The 21,216-nt window shown below is 71.8% G+C and carries 18 protein-coding genes; 3 read left to right on the forward strand and 15 right to left on the reverse strand.

The window, feature by feature from the left end; all coding sequences use genetic code 11:
- Positions 1-153: 153 nt before the first annotated feature.
- From topA to bldG, 7 genes are all read right to left on the reverse strand, one after another.
- A complete protein-coding gene (topA, locus tag AC3AGO_RS16530; protein WP_487820972.1) occupies positions 154-3,075 on the reverse strand; it encodes a type I DNA topoisomerase in 2,922 nt (973 codons plus the stop codon).
- Between the two features lie 206 nt (positions 3,076-3,281).
- Positions 3,282-3,497 (reverse strand): hypothetical protein, encoded by a 216-nt coding sequence (locus tag AC3AGO_RS16535; protein ID WP_487820973.1) that lies wholly within the window; start codon positions 3,495-3,497, stop codon positions 3,282-3,284.
- 81 nt (positions 3,498-3,578) lie between these two features.
- The gene (locus AC3AGO_RS16540; protein ID WP_487820974.1) at positions 3,579-5,114 is read right to left on the reverse strand and encodes a DUF7059 domain-containing protein; all 1,536 of its coding nucleotides are present in this window, start codon (positions 5,112-5,114) and stop codon (positions 3,579-3,581) included.
- Positions 5,115-5,276: 162 nt separating this feature from the next.
- On the reverse strand, positions 5,277-5,846 hold the full coding sequence (locus AC3AGO_RS16545; RefSeq protein ID WP_487820975.1) for a small secreted protein: 570 nt from the start codon (positions 5,844-5,846) through the stop codon (positions 5,277-5,279).
- 243 nt (positions 5,847-6,089) lie between these two features.
- Complete coding sequence (locus AC3AGO_RS16550; protein ID WP_487820976.1) at positions 6,090-8,486, reverse strand: sodium-translocating pyrophosphatase; 2,397 nt, start codon at positions 8,484-8,486, stop codon at positions 6,090-6,092.
- 320 nt (positions 8,487-8,806) lie between these two features.
- Positions 8,807-9,286 (reverse strand): ATP-binding protein, encoded by a 480-nt coding sequence (locus AC3AGO_RS16555; protein ID WP_487820977.1) that lies wholly within the window; start codon positions 9,284-9,286, stop codon positions 8,807-8,809.
- A gap of 110 nt (positions 9,287-9,396) precedes the next feature.
- Positions 9,397-9,738, reverse strand: a complete 342-nt coding sequence (gene bldG, locus AC3AGO_RS16560) for an anti-sigma factor antagonist BldG (RefSeq protein ID WP_019547857.1) — start codon at positions 9,736-9,738, stop codon at positions 9,397-9,399.
- 226 nt (positions 9,739-9,964) lie between these two features.
- On the opposite strand from bldG, the gene AC3AGO_RS16565 reads away from it, so the two are divergent.
- Positions 9,965-12,304: a DEAD/DEAH box helicase gene (locus AC3AGO_RS16565; RefSeq protein WP_487820978.1), complete on the forward strand. Its 2,340-nt coding sequence runs from the start codon at positions 9,965-9,967 to the stop codon at positions 12,302-12,304.
- On the opposite strand, the gene AC3AGO_RS16570 is transcribed toward AC3AGO_RS16565, so the two are convergent.
- The 7 genes from AC3AGO_RS16570 to ssd form a co-directional block, all read right to left on the reverse strand.
- On the reverse strand, positions 12,288-12,698 hold the full coding sequence (locus AC3AGO_RS16570; protein ID WP_487820979.1) for an Rv3654c family TadE-like protein: 411 nt from the start codon (positions 12,696-12,698) through the stop codon (positions 12,288-12,290). The genes AC3AGO_RS16565 and AC3AGO_RS16570 overlap by 17 nt on opposite strands.
- Positions 12,682-13,029, reverse strand: coding sequence for a TadE family type IV pilus minor pilin (locus AC3AGO_RS16575; RefSeq protein WP_487820980.1), 348 nt, complete (start codon positions 13,027-13,029; stop codon positions 12,682-12,684). Before AC3AGO_RS16575 ends, AC3AGO_RS16570 begins: the two co-directional genes overlap by 17 nt.
- 148 nt (positions 13,030-13,177) lie before the next feature.
- A complete protein-coding gene (locus AC3AGO_RS16580; protein WP_487820981.1) occupies positions 13,178-13,387 on the reverse strand; it encodes a DUF4244 domain-containing protein in 210 nt (69 codons plus the stop codon).
- Positions 13,388-13,425: 38 nt separating this feature from the next.
- Positions 13,426-14,262, reverse strand: a complete 837-nt coding sequence (locus tag AC3AGO_RS16585) for a type II secretion system F family protein (protein WP_487820982.1) — start codon at positions 14,260-14,262, stop codon at positions 13,426-13,428.
- A complete protein-coding gene (locus AC3AGO_RS16590; RefSeq protein ID WP_487820983.1) occupies positions 14,259-15,152 on the reverse strand; it encodes a type II secretion system F family protein in 894 nt (297 codons plus the stop codon). The genes AC3AGO_RS16585 and AC3AGO_RS16590 overlap by 4 nt, the downstream gene beginning before the upstream one ends.
- Positions 15,149-16,411: a TadA family conjugal transfer-associated ATPase gene (locus AC3AGO_RS16595; RefSeq protein ID WP_487820984.1), complete on the reverse strand. Its 1,263-nt coding sequence runs from the start codon at positions 16,409-16,411 to the stop codon at positions 15,149-15,151. The genes AC3AGO_RS16590 and AC3AGO_RS16595 overlap by 4 nt, the downstream gene beginning before the upstream one ends.
- Positions 16,408-17,562, reverse strand: coding sequence for a septum site-determining protein Ssd (gene ssd / locus AC3AGO_RS16600; protein ID WP_487820985.1), 1,155 nt, complete (start codon positions 17,560-17,562; stop codon positions 16,408-16,410). The genes AC3AGO_RS16595 and ssd overlap by 4 nt, the downstream gene beginning before the upstream one ends.
- A 452-nt stretch (positions 17,563-18,014) precedes the next feature.
- Here ssd and AC3AGO_RS16605 point away from each other — a divergent pair, with 452 nt between their 5' ends.
- Positions 18,015-18,872 carry an HAD family hydrolase gene (locus AC3AGO_RS16605; protein ID WP_487820986.1) on the forward strand — a complete coding sequence of 286 codons (858 nt, stop codon included), beginning with the start codon at positions 18,015-18,017 and terminating at the stop codon, positions 18,870-18,872.
- 336 nt (positions 18,873-19,208) lie between these two features.
- Here the strand turns inward: AC3AGO_RS16605 and AC3AGO_RS16610 are convergent, their stop codons facing one another.
- Positions 19,209-20,048 carry a Fic family protein gene (locus AC3AGO_RS16610; RefSeq protein ID WP_487820987.1) on the reverse strand — a complete coding sequence of 280 codons (840 nt, stop codon included), beginning with the start codon at positions 20,046-20,048 and terminating at the stop codon, positions 19,209-19,211.
- 111 nt (positions 20,049-20,159) lie between these two features.
- On the opposite strand from AC3AGO_RS16610, the gene AC3AGO_RS16615 reads away from it, so the two are divergent.
- Entirely contained in the window at positions 20,160-21,158 is a 999-nt protein-coding gene (locus AC3AGO_RS16615; RefSeq protein ID WP_487820988.1) for an ATP-binding protein, read from the forward strand.
- Positions 21,159-21,216: the final 58 nt, after the last annotated feature.

Consider the following 21,216-nt stretch of genomic DNA (forward strand, 5'->3'; position numbering starts at 1 on the left):
CAGCTGGGCTGTTGTGCCGGTGCTCCGACAAACTGGCGGGCCCCGTGGGATTTGTGAGATTCGCGTGGCTCTCCCGTACGGGATGCCGACCGCCGGACGTCACGAGGACGTCCAACGGCCGGGACCCGCACGGGAGTTGCCCGCGCGGCTCCGTTACTGCTCGGAGCCGGACTCCTCGGAGGAGGCCGCCGACTTCGCGGCGGTCTTCTTCGCCGTCGACTTCTTCGCGGCCGTCTTCTTGGCCGTGGTCTTCTTCGCGGCCGTGGACTTCGCGGCGGTCTTCTTGGCGGTGGTCTTCTTCGCCGCCGTCTTCTTCGCCGGAGCCTTCTTCGCGGCCGTCTTCTTGGCCGGCGCCTTCTTCGCGGTCTTCTTCGCCGGCCCCTTGGCCCGCTTCTCCGAGAGGAGTTCGAAGCCCCGCTCCGGCGTGATCGACTCGACCTCGTCGTCCCGCCGCAGCGTCGCGTTGGTCTCGCCGTCGGTCACGTACGGACCGAAGCGGCCGTCCTTCACCACGACCGGCTTCTCGGTCTGCGGGTCGGTGCCGAGCTCCTTCAGCGGCGGCTTGGCCGCGGCCCGGCCACGCTGCTTCGGCTTGGAGTAGATCTCCAGCGCCTGCTCCAGCGTGACCGTGAAGATCTGCTCCTCTTCCTCCAGCGAGCGGGAGTCCGTCCCCTTCTTCATGTACGGGCCGTACCGCCCGTTCTGCGCGGTGATCTGCTCACCGGACTCGGGGTCGGTGCCCACGACACGCGGCTGGGACAGCAGCCTCAGCGCCTGCTCCAGCGTGACGGTGTCCAGCGTCATGGACTTGAAGAGCGAGGCGGTACGCGGCTTGACCGCGTTCTTGCCGGTCTTCGGCGTGCCCTCGGGCAGCACCTCGGTGACGTACGGCCCGTAGCGCCCGTCGCGGGCGACGATCGGACGGTCCGTCTCCGGGTCGGTGCCCAGCTCGAAGTCGCCGCTGGGCTTGGCCAGCAGCTCCTTGGCGTATTCGACGGTGAGCTCGTCCGGCGGCAGGTCGTCCGGCACATCGGCGCGCTGACCGGCCTCGCCCTCCTTGTCGGGCGGGCCCTCCACGTACGGGCCGTAGCGGCCGACGCGCAGCGTGATGCCCTCGCCGACCGGGAAGGACGAGATGCCCTTGGCGTCGATGGCGCCCAGGTCGGAGACGAGCTCCTTCAGCCCGCCCAGGTGGTCGCCGTCGCCGTTGCCGGAGTCCGCGGCGGAAGCCGCCGACCCGGAGGAGGGGGCGGCCGGGTCGATGCCCTCCTCGCCCGTGCCGAAGTAGAAGCGCCGCAGCCACGGCACCGACTCGGCGTCACCGGCGGCGATCCGGTCGAGGTCGTCCTCCATCTTCGCGGTGAAGTCGTAGTCGACGAGGCGGCCGAAGTGCTTCTCCAGCAGGCCGACCACGGCGAAGGAGAGGAAGGAGGGGACGAGCGCGGTGCCCTTCTTGAAGACGTACCGCCGGTCCAGGATGGTGCTGATGATCGAGGCGTACGTCGAGGGACGCCCGATCTCCCGCTCCTCCAGCTCCTTGACCAGCGTGGCCTCGGTGTAGCGGGCCGGGGGCTTGGTCGCGTGCCCGTCGACCGAGATCTCCTCGGCCGTCAGCGCGTCGCCCTCGTTCACCTGCGGCAGCCGCCGCTCGCGGTCGTCCAGCTCGGCGTTGGGGTCGTCGGAGCCCTCGACGTACGCCTTGAGGAAGCCGTGGAAGGTGATGATCTTGCCGGTGGCGCTGAACTCGGCGTCCCGGCCGTCGCTCGCCGCGCCGCCGACCCGGACGGTCACCGAGTGCCCGGTGGCGTCCTTCATCTGCGAGGCGACGGTGCGCTTCCAGATCAGCTCGTACAGCCGGAACTCGTCGCCGCTCAGGCCCGTTTGGGCCGGGGTGCGGAAGCTGTCGCCGGAGGGGCGGATCGCCTCGTGCGCCTCCTGCGCGTTCTTCACCTTGCCGGTGTACACACGCGGCTTGTCCGGCAGATAGTCCGCCCCGTACAGCTGCGTCACCTGCGTACGGGCCGCGGTGATGGCGGTGTCCGAGAGCGTGGTGGAGTCCGTACGCATATAGGTGATGAAGCCGTTCTCGTACAGCTTCTGTGCCACCTGCATGGTGCGCTTCGCGCCGAAGCCCAGCTTGCGGCTGGCCTCCTGCTGCAGCGTCGTCGTACGGAACGGGGCGTACGGCGAGCGGCGGTACGGCTTGGACTCGACCGAGCGGACGGCGAACTGAGTGTCCGTCAGCGCGGCGGCGAGCGCCCGGGCGTTCTCCTCGTCCAGGTGCAGCACCTGGTCGGGGCTCTTCAGCTGCCCGTCCGAACCGAAGTCGCGGCCCTGCGCGACGCGCTTGCCGTCGACCGTCGCGAGCTTGGCGCCGAACGTCCCCGGGTCCGAGGCGTCCCCCGCCCGCCCCGTCGCGAACGTTCCGGTGAGGTCCCAGTATTCGGCGGAGCGGAACGCCATCCGCTCGCGCTCCCGCTCGACCACGAGCCGCGTCGCCACCGACTGCACACGGCCCGCCGACAGCCGCGGCATGACCTTCTTCCACAGCACGGGCGAGACCTCGTAGCCGTAGAGACGGTCGAGGATGCGGCGGGTCTCCTGCGCGTCGACCAGCCGCTGGTTCAGCTCACGGGGCTGCCGCACCGCGTCCTGGATGGCGTCCTTGGTGATCTCGTGGAAGACCATCCGGCGCACCGGGACCTTGGGTTTCAGCACCTCGCGGAGGTGCCAGGCGATGGCCTCGCCCTCGCGGTCCTCATCCGTTGCGAGGTAGAGCTCGTCGGACTCGGCCAGCAGCTCCTTGAGCTTCTTGACCTGATCCTTCTTGTCGCTGTTCACCACGTAGAGCGGCTCGAAGTCGTGATCCACGTTGACGCCGAGGCGCGCCCAGGACTCGCCCTTGTACTTGGCGGGGACCTCAGCAGCACCGTTCGGCAGGTCACGGATGTGCCCGACGCTGGCTTCGACCACATAGCCAGGACCGAGATAGCCCTTGATCGTCTTGGCCTTGGCGGGCGACTCGACGATCACGAGTCGACGCCCGCCGTTTGCGGTCTCGCTGGTCGGGGACAACTTCTGCTCTTCTCTCCGGTTGGCTGTGGGCGTACGGCATCGGTGTCGCTGCGGAGTGTGACGGTACATCCCGCCCCCGTGTCAAACGGTAAAAGTCCGCAACGCCACTCGAACGGTAACCCGACAACCATCCATCCTGCCGCCCGGTGCGCACCGGGAACCCGGCCGCGTATCCGGCCGCGCCGCTTCCGGAGACCGGCCCCGGCTCAGCCGGAGAGCAGCAGCCAGACACCCGTCATGAGGGAAATCACCCCGGAAAGTCCGGTCAGTACGGCGATCGTCCCGGGACGCGTTCCGGCGGATCCGGCCGGCCCTTCCGCGACGGGCCGGCCGGACCGTGTACGTACCGTGAGCCACAGCAGCAGTCCGGCCCCGAACAGCGCGAGGACCGAACCGGCGAAGACAGCGGGTGCACTCTCCATGGGGCGCACCCTGGCACCGGCGGCCGTCGCCCGTACGAACTGCGGGTGAACGGCTTCCCTTGACGGCGGGTTGACGGCGGGTCAGTTGCCGCCGAGTCCCTCGACGGGCAGCAGGAAGCCCTGTTCGACGAGCAGCCTGATGGCCTCGGGGGTGCGCTCGCGCAGCACCACCGGGTCCTCGTCCACGAGTTGGGCGATGGCGTCCAGGATCCGGCCCGCGGACAGCGAACCGTCGCACACGCCGGCGAAGCCCGCGCCGACCGTGTCGACGGTCGTCGCCCGGCGCATCCCGCGGTTCTGGCGCAGCACGACGTGCTCCGGGTCCTCGGCGCCGGGCAGCCCGACCTGCTCCTGCACGACCTCCGGGGCGAGCGTGAAGTGGCACTGGAGCAGGGCCGCGTCGTCCACGGAGCGGAGGAAGTCCTGACGTTCGAAGTGCCCCTGGATCACGTCGCCGAGCGGCTGCTCGACCGGGTGCGGCCACTCCTCGGCGACAACCGAAGGGTGTTCGTCCGCCGTCTTGCGCAGCGTGATCCAGCCGAAGCCGACCGCCCGGGTGCCGCGCCGTTCGAACTCGTCCAGCCAGGCGTCGTACCGGGCGTCGTACTCGGCGGCGCCGGACTGGTGGTCGCCCGCGTCGCGCAGCCACAGTTCGGCGTACTGGTGCACGTCCTGCACCTCGCGCTGCACGATCCACGCGTCGCAGCCGCGCGGCACCCAGGACTTCACCCGGTCGCGCCAGTCCTCGCCGTCCTGGTGCTCCCAGTTGGCGAGCAGCTGGCAGTAGCCGCCGTCCGCCAGATGGTCGGCGGCCTGCGCGACGAGAGTGCGGCACATGTCGTCGCCGCTCATCCCGCCGTCGCGGTACGTGAGACGCGCGCCGGGCGAGATGACGAACGGCGGGTTCGACACGATCAGGTCGTAGGGTGCCTCGTCCGCCACCGGCTCGAAGAGCGAACCCTCCCGCAGATCGGCCGGCTGCTCCCCGGAGAGCGCGAGCGTGAGCCGGGTGCACTCCAGTGCGCGGGGGTTCACGTCGGTGGCCGTGACACGTGTGGCGTGCGGTGCCGCGTGCAGGGCCTGGATGCCGGAGCCCGTACCGAGGTCGAGGGCCCGGGCCACGGGCGTACGGACGGTGATCCCGGCGAGGGTGGTGGACGCGCCGCCCACCCCGAGCACGACGTCCTCCTGACGGGCCGCGCTGCCGGAGGCGCCGCCGACGGCGCAGCCGAGGTCGGCGACGATCCACCAGTCCTGCCCGTCGGGGCCGCCGTAGGGCCGCAGGTCCACGGCGGCGCGTACGTCGCCGGAGTCCGCCGGGACCAGCCAGCCGTCGGCGAGCGCGTCCTCCAACGGCAGTGCCGCGGCGGCCTGTTCGCGGGGAGCGGGCTGCTGCAGCAGGAAGAGCTGCACCAGCGTCTCCGGCGGGCTGTCGCCGCGGGTGGCGCGCAGGGCCGGAACGGTCTCGCTGCGGCCGAGCGCGGAGTACGCCGGCGCGCCGAGGAGTTCCAGCAGGCCGTCGGCGGTGAAGTCGGCGGCGAGCAGGGCCTCGCGGAGCCGTGCGGTGCGGTCGGGGTCTGCCTGGGGGAGGGGCTGGCTCTTACTCACGCCAGCCATTGTGTCGCGTCCCGCCGCCGTGGAGGCGGAGCGGTACGCGACGGCGTTCCGCCGGACCCCGGGGCACGCGACACGGCGACGGCCGGGCAGCGGCTCTCGTGCGAGCCGCTGCCCGGCCGTCCTGTGCGCCGGAATGCGCCGGCTGCCGGCCGGCGCGGTCCGTCAGGAGCCGGCGGAGGCGCTCGGAGAAGGCCGCTTGCAGCCTTCCTGCTTCGCCATCGCCTTGCCGACGTCACCGGACTGCAGCTTCTGCAGTGCCTTGTCGCCGCTCTTGCCCAGCTCGTCCAGCTTGGGCGCGAGACCGCGCAGGCCCTTGGCGAACTTCGCCGAGTCCTTGGTGTCGAGCTTGTCGACCTGCTTCTTCAGGTCGCCGTACTTCGTCGACAGGGTGTCGAGCTCCTTCACGGCGTCCTTCTGGAGCTTCGAGCCGTTGTCGACCGGCGGGGCGCCCGCCTTGTCGACCGCGCTGCCGAGCGACTTGTACGCGTCGGAGATCTGCTGGAAGGCGGCCGAGTCGGTCTTCTGGACTTCCTTCGCCGACTTCTTCTTGTCCTTGGATGCCGCATCCATGGAGGCGTTCGCCTTGTTGATCTTCGTGACCTGTGGCCCCACCTGATCGCAGACCTTCTTGGCCCACGCGTCCGTCTTTTCCGCACTGTCGTCGCTGCAACCGGACAGCGCGAGTACGAGTACCGCACCGCCGGACAGTGCAGCCGCAAGCTTCTTGTTCACCGGATCGGTCCCTTCCATGGCTGTTCGGCCCGGAACATACACGCCCACAGGGTGTCGACGGCGACTCGTACGGACCATCTGTCCATGATTGCAGCCATTTGCACTAAAAGCGCACCGGTTCCGCGGCGCCTCATTCTGGGACATCCGTCACACGAAGAACGGACGGGCGAAGCGCCAACGCGCCTCGCCCGCCCGGGAATTGGGACCGCTTGGTCCGCTATGTTCTGATTTCCCGTCGGGTGGTCAGGTAGCCGTCACCGGATCACCCGGGCTCGCCGTTCTTTCCGCGTGGTCTTCGTCACCCACCGCGATGCCGCGCCGCTTCGAGATGTACACCGAGCCGACGATGACCGCGATCGACAGCGCCGCGACCACGAGCCGGACCAGCACGCTCTTGTCGTCCCCGTAGCTGAACTGCACGACCGCCGGAGCGATCAGCAGGGCGACCAGGTTCATCACCTTCAGCAGCGGGTTGATGGCCGGGCCCGCGGTGTCCTTGAACGGGTCGCCGACCGTGTCGCCGATGATCGTGGCCTCGTGCGCCTCGCTTCCCTTGCCGCCGTGGTGCCCGTCCTCGACGAGCTTCTTGGCGTTGTCCCAGGCACCGCCGGAGTTGGCCAGGAAGACCGCCATCAGCGTGCCCGCGCCGATCGCGCCCGCCAGGAACGCGGCCAGCGCGCCGACCCCGAAGGTGAAGCCGACGAAGATCGGTGCCAGCACGGCGAGCAGCCCCGGTGTGGTCAGCTCGCGCAGCGCGTCCTTGGTGCAGATGTCGACGACGCGCCCGTAGTCCGGCTTCTCGCTGTAGTCCATGATCCCGGGCTTCTCCCGGAACTGGCGGCGCACCTCGTACACCACCGAACCCGCCGACCGGGACACGGCGTTGATCGCGAGCCCGGAGAACAGGAAGACGACCGCGGCGCCGAAGATCAGCCCGACCAGCGTGCTGGGCTGGGCGATGTCCAGGAGCTCCAGCATCTTCCCGGCGCTCTGGTCCGCGTCGGTCAGCGCGTGGCCGAGCTCCGTGCGGTACGACCCGAAGAGCGCGGACGCCGCGAGCACCGCCGTGGCGATGGCGATGCCCTTGGTGATCGCCTTGGTGGTGTTGCCGACCGCGTCCAGGTCCGTGAGCACCTGGGCGCCCGCGCCCTCGACGTCGCCGGACATCTCGGCGATGCCCTGCGCGTTGTCGGAGACCGGGCCGAAGGTGTCCATCGCCACGATGACCCCGACGGTGGTCAGCAGGCCGGTGCCGGCCAGCGCCACGGCGAACAGCGCGAGCATCACCGTGCCGCCGCCCAGCAGGAAGGCCCCGTACACGCTCAGGCCGATCAGCAGCGCCGTGTAGACGGCCGACTCCAGCCCGAGCGAGATGCCCGACAGCACGACGGTCGCCGGCCCCGTGAGCGAGGTCTTGCCGACGTCCCGTACGGGCTTCCGCGTGGTCTCCGTGAAGTAGCCCGTCAGCTGCTGGATGACGGCGGCCAGCACGATGCCGATGGCCACCGCCACGATGGCCAGCACCCGCGGGTCGCCCGAGTGACCCAGCACCTCCTTGGCGTTGTCCCCCGCCACACCGTTCAAGTCGGCGTAGCTGGAGGGGAGATAGACGTACGCGGCCACGGAGACCAGCACCAGTGAGATCACCGCGGAGATGAAGAAACCGCGGTTGATGGCGGTCATGCCGCTGCGGTCGGAACGCCGCGGCGCCACCGCGAACACACCGATCATCGCGGTGATGACGCCGATCGCCGGCACCATCAGCGGGAACGCCAGACCGGCGTCGCCGAACACGGCGGTGCCGAGGATCAGCGCGGCCACCAGGGTGACCGCGTACGACTCGAAGAGGTCGGCCGCCATGCCGGCGCAGTCGCCGACGTTGTCCCCGACGTTGTCGGCGATGGTGGCCGCGTTCCGCGGGTCGTCCTCGGGGATGCCCTTCTCGACCTTGCCGACGAGGTCGGCGCCGACGTCCGCGGCCTTGGTGAAGATGCCGCCGCCGACCCTCATGAACATCGCGATGAGCGCGGCGCCGAGGCCGAAGCCCTCCAGCACCTTGGGCGCGTCGGCCGCGTACACCAGCACCACGCAGGCCGCGCCGAGCAGTCCGAGGCCGACGGTGAACATGCCGACCACACCGCCCGTACGGAAAGCGATCTTCATGGCCTTGTGCGAGACCATGGTGAGATCCTTTTCCGGCTCTCCTTCCGCCGGTGTCGCCTCACGCGCCGCAGCCGCTACACGCACATTGCTGCGCACCGCGAGCCACATTCCGATATAGCCGGTGGCCGCCGAGAAAACCGCACCGACCAGGAAGAAGATCGATCGTCCCAGTCGCTGGTTCATATCGTCGGCCGGCAGCAGCATGAGCAGGAAGAACACCACCACGGCGAAAACGCCGAGCGTACGCAACTGCCGTGCGAGGTAGGCGTTCGCGCCTTCCTGCACGGCAGCTGCGATCTTCTTCATGCTGTCGGTGCCTTCGCCCGCGGCGAGCACTTGACGTACCAGCACCAGTGCGACGCCCAGTGCCGCCAGCGCGACCACTGCGATCACGATGACCAGCCCTCTGTTGGCGCTGGTGAGTACGGCGTCGGCCAGATACTGAGGGTCCTGAACTGGGGTGAGTTGCCCCGCCATTCGTCCTCCTTGACGTCGGGGGCAGGGGCGAGCGGAGTGCCCTCGGCTCCTGCTGCGAAGATGTGGACGGATTGTATGGAGCCGCTCCAGATCAAAACAGGGCGCAGCACTGCCAATTCGGCTGTGACAGGGGAGATCAGGAAAATTCTGCTCCGATAATTCGCCCGCACGAGGGAGCTTTACAAATAAGCTGACGCCGTAAAGCCGCGCCCGCCGGCGGGGTGAAAAAGCAGATCATTTCTCACGAAAAGACCCCCAGCCGGGAACGGCTGGGGGCCTTCTGTACGTCGTGCCGGGCCGGACGGGGCCCGGATTCAGCTTCAGGGGAGCACGGGCTCCGGCGCGGCGGGCCAGGTCATACGGATGACCCCGCCGTTCTCGTCGGAGGTGACCTCCACGTCGTCGACGAGACCACTGATCACGGCGAGACCCATCTCGCCGTCCGCCTCGTCGTCGTCCGCACCGGCACCGCCGTGTCCGTTGCGCGCGCCCGGCACCAACAGGCCCTCGACGCCCCGGTCTTCGGACCGGCCGGCCGACTGCGTCAGGGGCGGGGCCTCGTCGCCGACCTCGATGGAGAACTTCTTCTCCTCCTCGATCAGCGCGACCCGCACCGGGCTCTCCACGCCATGGCTCAGATGCAGACCGACGGCGCGCGTACACGCCTCGCCCACCGCCAGCCGCACCTCGTCCAGCACGGCCTCGTCCACTCCGGCCCGGCGTGCCACGGCGGCGGCCACCAGCCTCGCCGTACGCACGTGCTCAGGCAGTGCGCTGAAGCGGAGTTCCACGGTGGCCATGCCAACCCCCTCGGTCCTGCTCGATCACTCACGGGACGGGCTGGGGAGCCCGGGCCTCGCGTCCGGTCCGGCCATGGGCCCGGCGGATCTGCCGCCGGGCCCATGGAATGTCAGTCGGTGGCCGCCACGGCCTCGTCGACCGAGCCGTGGATGGGGAACACCTTGGTCAGACCGGTAATACGGAAGATCTTGAGAATGCGCTCCTGGTTACAGACCAGGCGCAGCGAGCCCTCGTGGGCACGCACCCGCTTGAGCCCTCCGACCAGCACACCGAGACCGGTGGAGTCCAGGAAGTCGACGCCTTCCATGTCCACAACGAGGTGGTAGCTGCCGTCATTCACTAGCTCGACCAGCTGCTCGCGCAGCTTGGGCGCGGTGTATACATCAATCTCGCCACCGACCTCGACGATCGTCCGATCGCCAACGGTCCGGGTCGACAGGGACAGGTCCACGGATCCTCCAGCACCTTGCTATCGAGTCGTCCGCCCCAAGCCTCCCGGCCGAGGCGGGGACGGATCGGCGGCCGCAGAGGCATTCAATCACTTACACGCCTGCTCGCACGACGCCTTGCGGCCATTGTCCGTCACGCCAGTGACACCCTGAGTGTCAGCGCGGCGCCGGGGAACGGGGAACGCCGACGGACAGAGTGCACGGTCAACGAGCGTACGCTCACGTGCTGTGCCATCCCGCAAGGTCTCCCACAGCGATCCCCGCGCGGTTCTCGGCCGGCTCACCGCGGGGGCGGATCGCGCTGCCCGTGTCACCCATACGGAGCACTTGCCCCCGCGACAGGGGCGCCATGCCGACTGGCCGGACCGGATCCGGCCGGAAGTGATCGACGCCGTACGGGCCACCGGCATCGAACTGCCCTGGGAACACCAGGCGCAGGCAGTCGAACACGCCCTGGACGGCGAATCGGTGGTCATCGCGACCGGCACCGCGTCCGGCAAGTCCCTCGCCTACCAGCTGCCGGTGCTGCACGCGCTCGACGAAGGTTCTCGCGCAGCGAACAAACGCGGCGCCACCGCGCTCTACCTCGCGCCGACCAAAGCGCTCGCCGCCGACCAGCGACGGGCCGTCACCGAACTGGCCGCGCCGCTCGGGGACGCCGTCCGTCCGGCCCTCTTCGACGGCGACACACCGCCCGAAGAACGCGAATGGGTACGGCTGTTCGCCAACTACGTCCTCACCAACCCGGACATGCTGCACCGCGGCATCCTGCCCCGGCACGCCCGCTGGTCCTCCTTCCTGCGCGCCCTGCGCTACGTCGTCATCGACGAATGCCACACGTACCGCGGCGTGTTCGGCTCGCACGTCGCCCAGGTGATCCGGCGGCTGCGCAGGATCTGCGCCAAGTACGGTGCCGATCCGGTCTTCCTGCTCGCCTCCGCCACCTCGGCCGACCCCGGCGAGTCCGCGGAGCGGCTCACCGGGGTGCCCGTCACCGGCGTCACCGAGGACACCTCGCCCCGCGGCGAGCTGGTGTTCGCCCTGTGGGAGCCGCCGCTGACCGAACTCGAGGGCGAACGCGGAGCCCCCGTACGCCGCACCGCCACCGCCGAATCGGCGGAACTGCTCACCGACCTGGCGCTCCAGGGCGTGCGCACCGTCGACTTCGTACGCTCCCGGCGGGGCGCCGAACTCGTCTCCGTCATCGCCCAGGACCGGCTCGCCGCCGTCGACCGCCGGCTCTCCTCCCGGATAGCCGCCTACCGCGGCGGCTACCTCCCCGAGGAACGGCGCGCCCTGGAACGCGCCCTGCACACCGGGGAACTCCTCGGCCTGTCGGCCACGAACGCCCTCGAACTCGGCGTCGACGTGTCAGGCCTCGACGCGGTGATCATCACGGGCTATCCCGGCACCCGGGCCTCCCTCTGGCAGCAGGCCGGGCGGGCCGGCCGCACCGGAGAGGGTGCCCTCGCGATCCTCGTCGCCCGGGACGACCCGCTGGACACCTTCCTCGTGCACCACCCGGAAGCCCTCTTCCGGCGGCCCGTCGAATCGACCGTCCTCGACCCGGACAACCCGTATGTCCTCGCGCCGCACCTGTGCGCGGCCGCAGCCGAACTCCCGCTCACCGAAGCCGACTTCACGCTCTTCGGCCCCGCCTGCACGGAGCTCCTCGGACAGCTCGAAGAGCGCAGGCTGCTGCGCCGCCGGGGCCGCGCCTGGTACTGGACCCGCAAGGACAGCGCCGCCGACCTCGTCGACATCCGCGGCTCCGGCGGCCGGCCCGTCCAGGTCGTCGAAGCCGGCACCGGACGGCTGATGGGCACCGTCGACGCCTCGGCGGCCCACAGCACCGTCCACGAGGGAGCCGTCCACCTCCACCAGGGCCGCACCTACGTCGTCCAGCACCTGGACCTGGACGACTCCGCCGCCCTCGTCGAGGAGTCCAACCCGCCCTGGACGACGATGGCGCGGGACACCACCTCCGTCTCCGTCCTGGAGACCGAGTCCGAAGTCCCCTGGGGCGAGGGCCGGCTCTGCTACGGCACGGTCGAGGTCACCAGCCAGGTCGTCTCCTATCTGCGCCGCCGCATCATCACCGGCGAGGTCCTCGGCGAGACCAAGCTCGACCTCCCGCCCCGCACGCTGCGCACCCGCGCCGTCTGGTGGACCGTCACCGAGGACCAGCTCGACGACGGCCGGATCAACCCCGAGGTGCTGCCCGGCGCCCTGCACGCCGCGGAGCACGCCGCGATCGGCCTGCTTCCGCTCTTCGCCACCTGCGACCGCTGGGACATCGGCGGCGTCTCCGTCCCCCTGCATTCCGACACCCTCCTGCCGACGGTGTTCGTCTACGACGGCCAGCCCGGCGGGGCGGGCTTCGCCGAACGCGCCTTCCACACCGCGCGCGACTGGCTGACAGCCACCCGCGACGCGATCGCCGCCTGCGAGTGCGAGGCGGGCTGCCCCTCGTGCATCCAGTCGCCCAAGTGCGGCAACGGCAACGATCCGCTCCACAAACGCGGCGCGATCCGCCTCCTCACCACCCTCCTCAAGTCCGCCCCGTGAGCCGGGTCGGCCGCTGCCCGACCGCTCCCCCGCGCCCTGCACGGGTGCTTCCCTCCGCCGTCCCCGGCGGCCCCGCACGGGAGCGGACCGAGGGCGCGTAAGGTCCCGCCCGTACGCTCACCGACACATCCGCGACCGTGCCCCGCACCCCGCACCGCAGCAGGCGCGCTTCCTGGGCCGAGGCGACCGTGCGGGCCGCCGCGCACGCCGGTCCCGCCCCTTCCAGGGCGCGGTCCGCCGCGGCCAGGGCCGCCAAGTCGGCCGCGCCGCCCGCCCGGTGCCGGGCGGCGACCGCCTGGCCGAGCCCGAGCACCGCCGCCAGCACCACGCACAGCACCGTCGCGCTCAGCGCCGCCCACACGGTCGCCGAGCCACGCTCACCCTCCCGCGTCATCCACGGCCCCCTCCCCTACGGTGTCCTCCGCCATCGCCACGGCGTCCGCCCGCAGCCCGAGCGTCAGCGGACCGGGCCCGGGGGTTCTGACCCGGACGGCGACGCGTACGAGGTCGCCCTCGCGTGCCGTGCTGATCCGCGCGCCGCGTGGTGCCGCCGTCAGCACCGCCGCCCGTACCCCGCCCGGCGCCTCGCCCCTGGCCGCCGCCCGGGCACCGGCGCGGGCGCCGTCCACGCACTGGATGCGTGCCGCCGCGGCCATCACGCTCCACAGCAGGACCGCCAGCAACAGCACCAGCGAGGGCAGCACCACGGCGGCCTCCGCCGTCACGAACCCCCGGTCCGCACCCGCCCGTTCACTCCTCCCCGCCGCCTCCCCCGGACTCTCGTCCGCCGGCCCGCCCTCGCCGATTTCAGGACTCCCAGCAGGGCTCCCAGATTCAGGACTCTCAGGTGCAGGACTCACAGATGCAGAGCTCTCAGAACTTCGCACTGAGCGCCCTCTCGATCAGCTGCTGCATCTCCGCGCTGACCGCACCGCTCGTGACGATCTTGTAGAGCACCGCCGCGAACCCGCAGGCCGCGATCGTCCCCACCGCGTACTCGGCGGTGGACATCCCCGCGTCCCGTGCCGCTCGCAGCCTCCGCAGCGCCACCGCCGCCGTCACACGCGCCTTCGCTCCGCCCATCTCTCCCTCTCCCTCCACGAGTCGGCCCCTCTCCTGCCTCACAGCAGCGCCCCGGCCAGTCCCACCACCACCGGCGCCACTCCCACCGCCAGGAAGGCCGGCAGAAAGCACAGCCCCAGCGGCCCCGTCACCAGCACCGCCGCTCGCCGGGCCCGCTCGGCCCCCTCCCGTGCTCTGTCCGCCCGCAGCCCGGCGGCGAGCCGGGTCACGGGCTCCACGGCGGGCACCCCCGTCGTCCCGGCCCGTTCCATACAGCGGGCGAGCCCCGCACTGCCGGGCAGCTCCCCGAAGCGCCCCCACACCGCGGCCGGTTCGCCGCCGAGCCGCAGTTCGGTGGCGGCCCGGGTCAGGCGCTCCCCCAACGGCCCGTCCAGGGCCCCTCCCACCGCCTCCGCGGCCCGCCCCGGGGAGGACCCCGCGGCCAGACAGGCCGCCAGGAGGTCGGCGGCCAGCGGCAGTTGCCGTGCGGCAGCTCTCTCCTCGGCCGCCCCCGCGGCCCGCTCGCCCCCACCCGTACGGGTACGCAGCCACCGCCACACGCCGTACGCCCCGGCCAGTCCCACCAGCCCTCCGACGGCCCCGCCCAGCGCGCCCACCCCGAAGGCCAGCACTCCCAGTGCCGCGGCTCCCTCCCGCAGCTCCCGGCGCCGGGCCCAGGCCGGCCACGCCGTGCGGGTCCGCCGTGGCGCGGGCCTCCCCGCCGCAGGGTCCGCCCCCTCCCACAGCGCCCGGGCTCTGCCCCGTACACGCCGGGCGCTCCGTCCCGGCAGCGGCACTCCGGCGGACACACAGCCCCCGGCCAGCAGCAGCGCCGCCACCCACAGCAGCGTCCCGGCCGGCACCCCCGCGAGGGCGCCGGCTCCCGTCCCGGTCATCGCCCCTCCTCCGCCGAGCGCACGAGCCGCGCCACCCACGCGAGCCCGGCCCACTCCAGAAACGCACCGACCGTCAGACAGCCCGCGCCCACAGGGGTGTGCAGCAGCACCCGCAGCGGGTCGGCGCCCATCCCGCTGCCCAGCAGCAGTCCGAACAGCGGCAGCAGCGCCAGCACCACCGCCGTGGCGCGCGGCCCCGCCAACTGCGCCCGCAGTTCCGCCCGTTGCCCGCGCTCCGCGCACAGCGCCCCGGAGATCCGCTCCAGGCCCTCCGCGAGGCCCGCGCCGTCCTCCACCGAGACCTGCCAGCAGCCCGCGACCCAGCCCAGCCCCTCGGCGCCCGGAGTCCGAGCGGCCCGCCGCAGCGCCGCCGGCACATCCCCGCCGAACCGTGCCGCCGCGAGCACCACCGACCCGCCGGCTCCCAGGTCCCGGACAGCGGAGGCGCCCGCCGCCAACAGGGCGCCGTCCGGGGGCCGTCCGGCCCGCAGTTCGCCCGCGACCGCCCCGCACAGCTCCACGACGGCGGCCTCCCGCCGCTCTGCTTCCCGCCGCCACTCGCTCTGGCGCAGCCACTTCCGTACGGGCAGCACCGTGCACACGCCGGCGAGCAGCGGCAGCCAGGACTCCCCGAGCAGCCCCAGCACGGCACCTGCGGGAAGGCACCACCAGGCGTGGGCCGTCCGGCCGCCCGCACGCCGCCCGAGGCGTGCGGCCAACTCCCGCCACACCGCGGCCCCGTACGGCTCGCGGCGCCCGTCCCGGTCCGCCCCGGCCAGCATCACCCTGGCCCTCCGCACACCGTCCTCGCGGCCGGCCAGCAGCCAGGCCGCGGCTCCGGCGCACACCATCGCCGCGTACACGGGCGCGGGTTCGACTGCCGCCGTCATGACGCGCCCCTCTCACCGACAGCGGCACCGTCCGGCTCGCCGAGGGCGTCGGCGTGCGGCTGTCCGCGCCGGCACAGCTCCCGCAGCCGTCCCCAGCCGCGCTCCGCCACGAAGCCGTCCGCGCCCCACACGGCCGCGGGCACCGTGGTCACGAGCCCTGCCGCGTCGCGCTCCAGGACGTGGATCTCCGCGATCCGCCGCCGCCCTGCCCGGTCCCGCACCAGGTGCACCAGCACCCGCAGCGCCGCCGCGACCTGGCTGTGCAGCGCGGCCCGGTCCAGCCCCGCGGCCGTCGCCAGCGCCTCCAGCCGTGCGGGCACATCGGCGGCGGCGTTGGCGTGAACAGTGCCGCACCCGCCCTCGTGCCCCGTGTTCAACGCGGCCAGCAGCGTGGTCACTTCGGCCCCCCGTACCTCGCCGACCACCAGCCGGTCGGGCCGCATCCGCAGCGCCTGCCGGACCAGATCGTCCAGGCCGACCCGCCCGATGCCCTCCTGGTTCGCCGGGCGGGTCTCCAGCCGCACCACGTGCGGGTGTTCGGGCCGCAGCTCGGCCGAGTCCTCCGCGAGGACGATCCGCTCGTCCGGCTCCACCAGGCCCAGCAGGGTGCTCAGCAGCGTCGTCTTGCCGGAGCCCGTACCTCCGCTGATCAGGAACGACAGCCGGGCGTCCAGGAGGGCCCGCAGCAGCACGTCCCCGCCGGGCGGCACGGTCCCGGCCGCCACCAGCTCGGCAAGACCGAACGCCCTGGGCCGCACCACCCGCAGCGACAGACACGGCGAGCCGACCGCGACCGGCGGCAGCACCGCGTGCAGCCTCGTACCGTCCGGCAGCCGCGCGTCGACCCACGGCCTGGCGTCGTCGAGCCGCCGCCCCGCCGAAGTCGCCAGCCGCTGCGCGAGCCGTCGCACGGCGGCCGCGTCCCGGAACCGTACGGAGCTGCGCTCCAGCCCGCGCCCGCGGTCGACCCACACCTCGTCGGGCCGGGTGACCAGCACGTCCGTGACCTCCGGCTCGGCCAGCAGCGGCTCCAGCGGCCCCGTACCGACCAGCTCGGAGCGCAACGCCTGGACGATGCCCAGCACTTCGCTGTCCCCGAGCAGCCGCCCCTGGGCGCGCAGCGCCTCGGCCACCCGCGCGGGCGTCGGCTCCGCACCGTCGACCGCGAGCCGGATCCGCACGGCGTCCAGCAGCCGCTCCCCGCCGGGTGCCCGTACGGTGTCCCGCGTCCGCTCGATGTCCCGCGTCCGCGCGGTCATGCGGCCACGCTCCCGCCGCTCTCCGCGCCGCCCAGGGCCTGCGCCCAGAACTCCCGGGCGAAGCGCGCCAGCGCCCCGTCGCCCCTGTCGCCCGGCGGCACGCCTCGCTCCGCCTCGTCCAGCACGCCCGGCTCCCACGGGAGTTCACCGACCAGCGGCATGCCCAGCAGCCGTGCGACCTCGGCGTCGTCCAGCCCGGGTCCGTAACCTCGCCCGCCGCCGGGGCCGCCCGGGGTCCGCACCACGGCGCGCAGGTCGCGCAGCACCAGCCGCACCCGGGAGGCCACCCGGTGTGCCGCCGCCACCGCGCGCAGCTCCGCGGGCACCACGAGAAGCCCCAGGTCGAGCTGTGCCAGCGCCTCAGCCGCCGTGTCGTCGACCCGGCGCGGCAGGTCGACGACGACCACCCCGTCGCGCCGCCGCGCCGCGGAGAGCACCGTCTTCATCGCCTCCGCGGGGATCACCGCACAGTCGCCGCGGTCCCAGCTGAGCACGCTCAACTCGTGCAGTTTCGGCAGGGCTTCCTCGAGCGCGTCGCCGCCGACGCGGCCCCGCGACTCGGCGAACGCCGGCCAGCGCAGCCCCTCGGCCCGCTCCCCGCCGAACAGCACGTCGAGTCCGCCACCGAGCGGATCGCCGTCGATGAGCACGGTGCGCCGCCCCGCCCTGGCCGCGGTCAGCGCCAGGGCGCCGGCCAGCGTGGACGCGCCGGCGCCACCGCGCCCGCCGATGACCCCGACGGTCAGCGCCGGTTTGCCGACGCCCTCCGCCGCGTCCGCGATCCGCCCCGCCAGCCAGCTCTCGGCGTCCGGCAGCACCACCACGCCCTCGGCCCCGATCCGGGCGCCGCGCTCCCACACGCCGGAGTCGTCGAGGTCCCTGCCGACGAGCAGCACTCCGGGCCGGCGCGGCGCGCCCGGGCCGTCGGGTCCCGACGGCCCGGCGAAGCCTCCGGAACCCGCACAGTCGTCCCCCACGAGCACCAGCGGCGCCCGCTCCCAGGATTCGGCTCCACTCCAGCTCGCCCAGCTCACACGGCCCGCAGGCGCCCCGTGCGCCACCTCGGCCCCGGCTCCTGCCGCAGCGCACAACCGGAGGAGATCGTCGAGGAGTTGCTCGTCCTCGGTGACAATCAGAATGGTTTCGGCCATGATCACGTCCCCTTCGCACATGACTCGCTCGCATCCGCAAACGGCTGCGGACACCGCCGGGAATCACTGTGAGGGGAAGCCGGAAAACTTGATGATCAAGGTCCAAATCTGTGTACAACTCGAAGGGTGTGAATAAGTTCTTCACCCATCCTGGTGACTTCCGGAGAGCATCACGGCGATTACTCTGGGTGATGCATCAGAGTGGTCGGAAGCGACCGTTCATCAAGATCACAAAAGTCCGCCGGCGCGGCCGACGGACTGGGAAAAGGCCCCCGGACATGCGACGACCCCCGCCGGGGGGGAGAGCGGGGGTCGTCTCCACGGCCGACTCGGGGGGGGAGGAGTCGGACCGGGTTAGCACGGTCGCGAACGATCCGTGACTTCCATGGTGTACCCGAGAGCCTTCTCAGGCAAACCCACGCGCCCCACCTTACGCCGAATGGTTGGCGCCTATGCTCGCCCTCGTGGAAAACGTTGCGATGCCCCGGACAGCCGCGTTCTTCGATCTGGACAAGACGGTCATTGCGAAGTCGAGCACGCTCACCTTCGGCAAGTCCTTCTACCAGGGTGGCCTGATCAATCGCCGTGCCGTACTGCGCACCGCGTACGCCCAGTTCGTCTATCTGCTCGGCGGAGCCGACCACGATCAGATGGAACGCATGCGCGAGTATCTCTCCGCGCTGTGCCGTGGCTGGAACGTCTCTCAGGTGCAGGAGATCGTGGCCGAGACCATTCACGAGCTCATCGACCCGATCATCTACGACGAGGCCGCCTCGCTCATCGAGCAGCACCACCTCGCGGGGCGGGACGTGGTCATCGTCTCCACCTCGGGCGCCGAAGTGGTGGAGCCGATCGGCGAGATGATCGGCGCCGACCGGGTCGTGGCGACCCGGATGGTCGTCGAGGACGGCTGCTACACCGGCGAAGTGGAGTACTACGCGTACGGGCCGACGAAGGCCGAGGCGATCGAGGACCTGGCCGTCTCCGAGGGGTACGACCTGAGCCGCTGCTACGCCTACAGCGACTCCGCAACCGACGTACCCATGCTCGAGGCGGTGGGCCATCCACACGCGGTCAACCCGGACCGGGCGCTGCGCAAGGAGGCCCTCGCGAGGGACTGGCCGGTGCTCTCCTTCTCCCGGCCGGTGCGCCTGCGGCAGCGGATCCCGAACCTGTCGATGCCGTCCCGGCCTGCGCTCGCGGTGGGCGCCGCGGCGGTCGGCGCGGCAGCCGCGGCGGCCGGACTGGTCTGGTACACGAGCCGGCACGGTGCCCGTTTCAGCCGGTTCAGTCGCTTGGGAGTCTTTTGACGGCAAAAGTAAAGAACTGCGGCAGGGGGTTCCACATCACCGCCGCACGCAGTACAAAGGACTCAACGGCCCGCGAGACCGGCGGAATCCGAGAGATCCCGTTTGTACGCAAGAAGGCCCCACGGACCGGATGCATGAATACCGGGCACCCACGCGACGCCGAGCCCGCAGACAGGGCAAGTCCCAGCAGGCCACGGGCAGAGATCCCGACCTGATGGACACATTGAAGAGCACGCACTGGTAACCCGGTGGACATGCCAGCGGCGACACCGTCCGGCGGTGTCGCCGCAACTCTGTGCGCGACCGGTCCGTTCGCGGCAGGTGCGGGCCTGTACGTCAGGCAGCGCCGCGCTGCATCGCCTCGCAGACGGCGGTGCTCTCCCGGACGCCGAACTCGACCGAGCGGCCGCAGAAGGCGATCCACTCGGCCATCCCTTCCGCGGTGCCGGACGCGTAGCCGGCCAGGGCCTGTTCGTACGCCTCGCGCCCCTGCTCCGCGTGGCCGACCTCGGCGGGGCAGATGGACTTCGGGTCGAGCCCGCTGCCGACCAGCACCACGCGCTCCGCCGCACGCGCCACCAGCCCGTTGTACGAGCCGAAGGGGCGCAGCGTGCGCAGTTCGCCGTGCACGACGGCGGCGAGCACCAGCGCGGGCGCCCCGGTGCCGTCGACCACGATCTGCGCCAGCGCGTCCAGGCGGGACGACACCTCGGCGGCGTCCGGCAGTTCCGGCAGCGCGGACGACTCGCGGCCCGGCACCGCGTCGGCCACGGACTCACCGGCGATCCTGGGGCGGCCCACCCGCTGCTCGTCCGCGTCGCCGCCGGCGGCAACCAGGTGCAGCCGTGCCAGTACGCGCAGCGGTGACTTCCGCCAGACGTCGAGGAGTTGACCGGACTCGGCCGTCAGGCGCAGCGCCGCGCCGACGGTGCGGGGTTCGCCGGGGACGCCGAAGTCGCTGCGCCTGCGCACCTCTTCGAGCGCCCAGTCGGCACCGTCCAGTGCCGCCGATCCGCGGGAGCCGCGCAGCGCCGCCTCGGCGGTCACCTCGCTGCTGCGGCGGCGCATGACGCGGTGCCCGTAGACGCGGTCGACGGCCTTGCGTACGGAGTCGACGGCGTCGGCGACGCCGGGCAGCGCGCCCAGCGGCGCCAGGGGATCAGCGGTGCTCGTCATGCGTACGACCCTACGACCCCGTCCGGGCGGCGCCGCCGCGACCCACGTTCGGGTGGTCTTGTACCGGTGATGCTCGCGGGGCGGGTGTGCTCGGCCACTACTCTTTCGTTCATGAAAATCGCTTTCGTTGGCAAGGGTGGCAGCGGAAAGACCACGCTGTCCGCACTGTTCGTCCGCCGGCTCGCGGCGCAGGGTGCGCCGGTCCTCGCGGTGGACGCCGATATCAACCAGCACCTGGGCGCGGCGCTCGGGCTGGACGAGGAGGAGGCGGCGGAGCTGCCCGCGCTCGGGGCCAGGCTGCCGCTGATCAAGGACTATCTGCGCGGCAGCAACCCGCGGATCACCTCGGCCGAGGCCATGATCAAGACGACTCCGCCGGGCGAGGGCTCGCGGCTGCTGCGGATCACCGAGGACAACCCGGTCTACGACGCCTGCGCCCGCACCGTGCCGCTGGAGGGCGGCGACGTCCGGATGCTGGCGACGGGGCCGTTCACCGAGTCCGACCTGGGGGTGGCCTGTTACCACTCGAAGACGGGCGCGGTGGAGCTGTGCCTCAACCATCTGGTGGACGGGCGCGAGGAGTTCATGGTCGTCGACATGACGGCGGGCAGTGACTCCTTCGCCTCCGGGATGTTCACCCGCTTCGACATGACCTTCCTGGTGGTGGAGCCGACCCGGAAGGGCGTCTCGGTGTACCGGCAGTACAAGGAGTACGCGCGGGACTTCGGCGTACCGCTGCGGGTCGTCGGCAACAAGGTCCAGGGGGCCGACGACGTCGACTTCCTGCGCGAGGAGGTCGGCGACGACCTGCTGGTGACCTTCGGCCACTCGGACTGGGTGCGCGCGATGGAGAAGGGCAGGCCGCGGCCGTTCGGCGAGCTGGAGGAGGGCAACGGGGCCGCCCTGCACACCCTGTGGAAGGCCGCGGACGAGGCGTACGAGCAGCGCGACTGGGAGCGCTACACGCGCCAGATGGTGCACTTCCACCTGCGGAACGCGGAGAGCTGGGCGAACGAGCGAACCGGCACCGACCTGGCCGCGCAGGTCGACCCCTCCTTCGTGCTGCGCGAGGAGCTCGCGGTCAGCGGAAACGCCCCGCTTCCTGCCTGAATTCACTCCTTGGACGGAACACGGGGCCCATTCGCCGGGTCGGACTTCTCCAGGGCTT

This window comes from Streptomyces sp. BL1, assembly GCF_057628045.1.

Excerpts from the sequence above, each read along its gene's own strand:
- AC3AGO_RS16535 (WP_487820973.1), bottom strand. The coding sequence starts at position 3,497 with ATGGAGAGTGCACCCGCTGTCTTCGCCGGTTCGGTCCTCGCGCTGTTC.
- AC3AGO_RS16540 (WP_487820974.1), bottom strand. The coding sequence starts at position 5,114 with ATGGCTGGCGTGAGTAAGAGCCAGCCCCTCCCCCAGGCAGACCCCGAC.
- AC3AGO_RS16550 (WP_487820976.1), bottom strand. The coding sequence starts at position 8,486 with ATGGCGGGGCAACTCACCCCAGTTCAGGACCCTCAGTATCTGGCCGAC.
- AC3AGO_RS16555 (WP_487820977.1), bottom strand. The coding sequence starts at position 9,286 with ATGGCCACCGTGGAACTCCGCTTCAGCGCACTGCCTGAGCACGTGCGT.
- AC3AGO_RS16570 (WP_487820979.1), bottom strand. The coding sequence starts at position 12,698 with ATGACGCGGGAGGGTGAGCGTGGCTCGGCGACCGTGTGGGCGGCGCTG.
- AC3AGO_RS16580 (WP_487820981.1), bottom strand. The coding sequence starts at position 13,387 with ATGGGCGGAGCGAAGGCGCGTGTGACGGCGGCGGTGGCGCTGCGGAGG.
- AC3AGO_RS16585 (WP_487820982.1), bottom strand. The coding sequence starts at position 14,262 with ATGACCGGGACGGGAGCCGGCGCCCTCGCGGGGGTGCCGGCCGGGACG.
- AC3AGO_RS16590 (WP_487820983.1), bottom strand. The coding sequence starts at position 15,152 with ATGACGGCGGCAGTCGAACCCGCGCCCGTGTACGCGGCGATGGTGTGC.
- AC3AGO_RS16595 (WP_487820984.1), bottom strand. The coding sequence starts at position 16,411 with ATGACCGCGCGGACGCGGGACATCGAGCGGACGCGGGACACCGTACGG.
- ssd (WP_487820985.1), bottom strand. The coding sequence starts at position 17,562 with ATGGCCGAAACCATTCTGATTGTCACCGAGGACGAGCAACTCCTCGAC.
- AC3AGO_RS16605 (WP_487820986.1), top strand. The coding sequence starts at position 18,015 with ATGCTCGCCCTCGTGGAAAACGTTGCGATGCCCCGGACAGCCGCGTTC.
- AC3AGO_RS16610 (WP_487820987.1), bottom strand. The coding sequence starts at position 20,048 with ATGACGAGCACCGCTGATCCCCTGGCGCCGCTGGGCGCGCTGCCCGGC.
- AC3AGO_RS16615 (WP_487820988.1), top strand. The coding sequence starts at position 20,160 with ATGAAAATCGCTTTCGTTGGCAAGGGTGGCAGCGGAAAGACCACGCTG.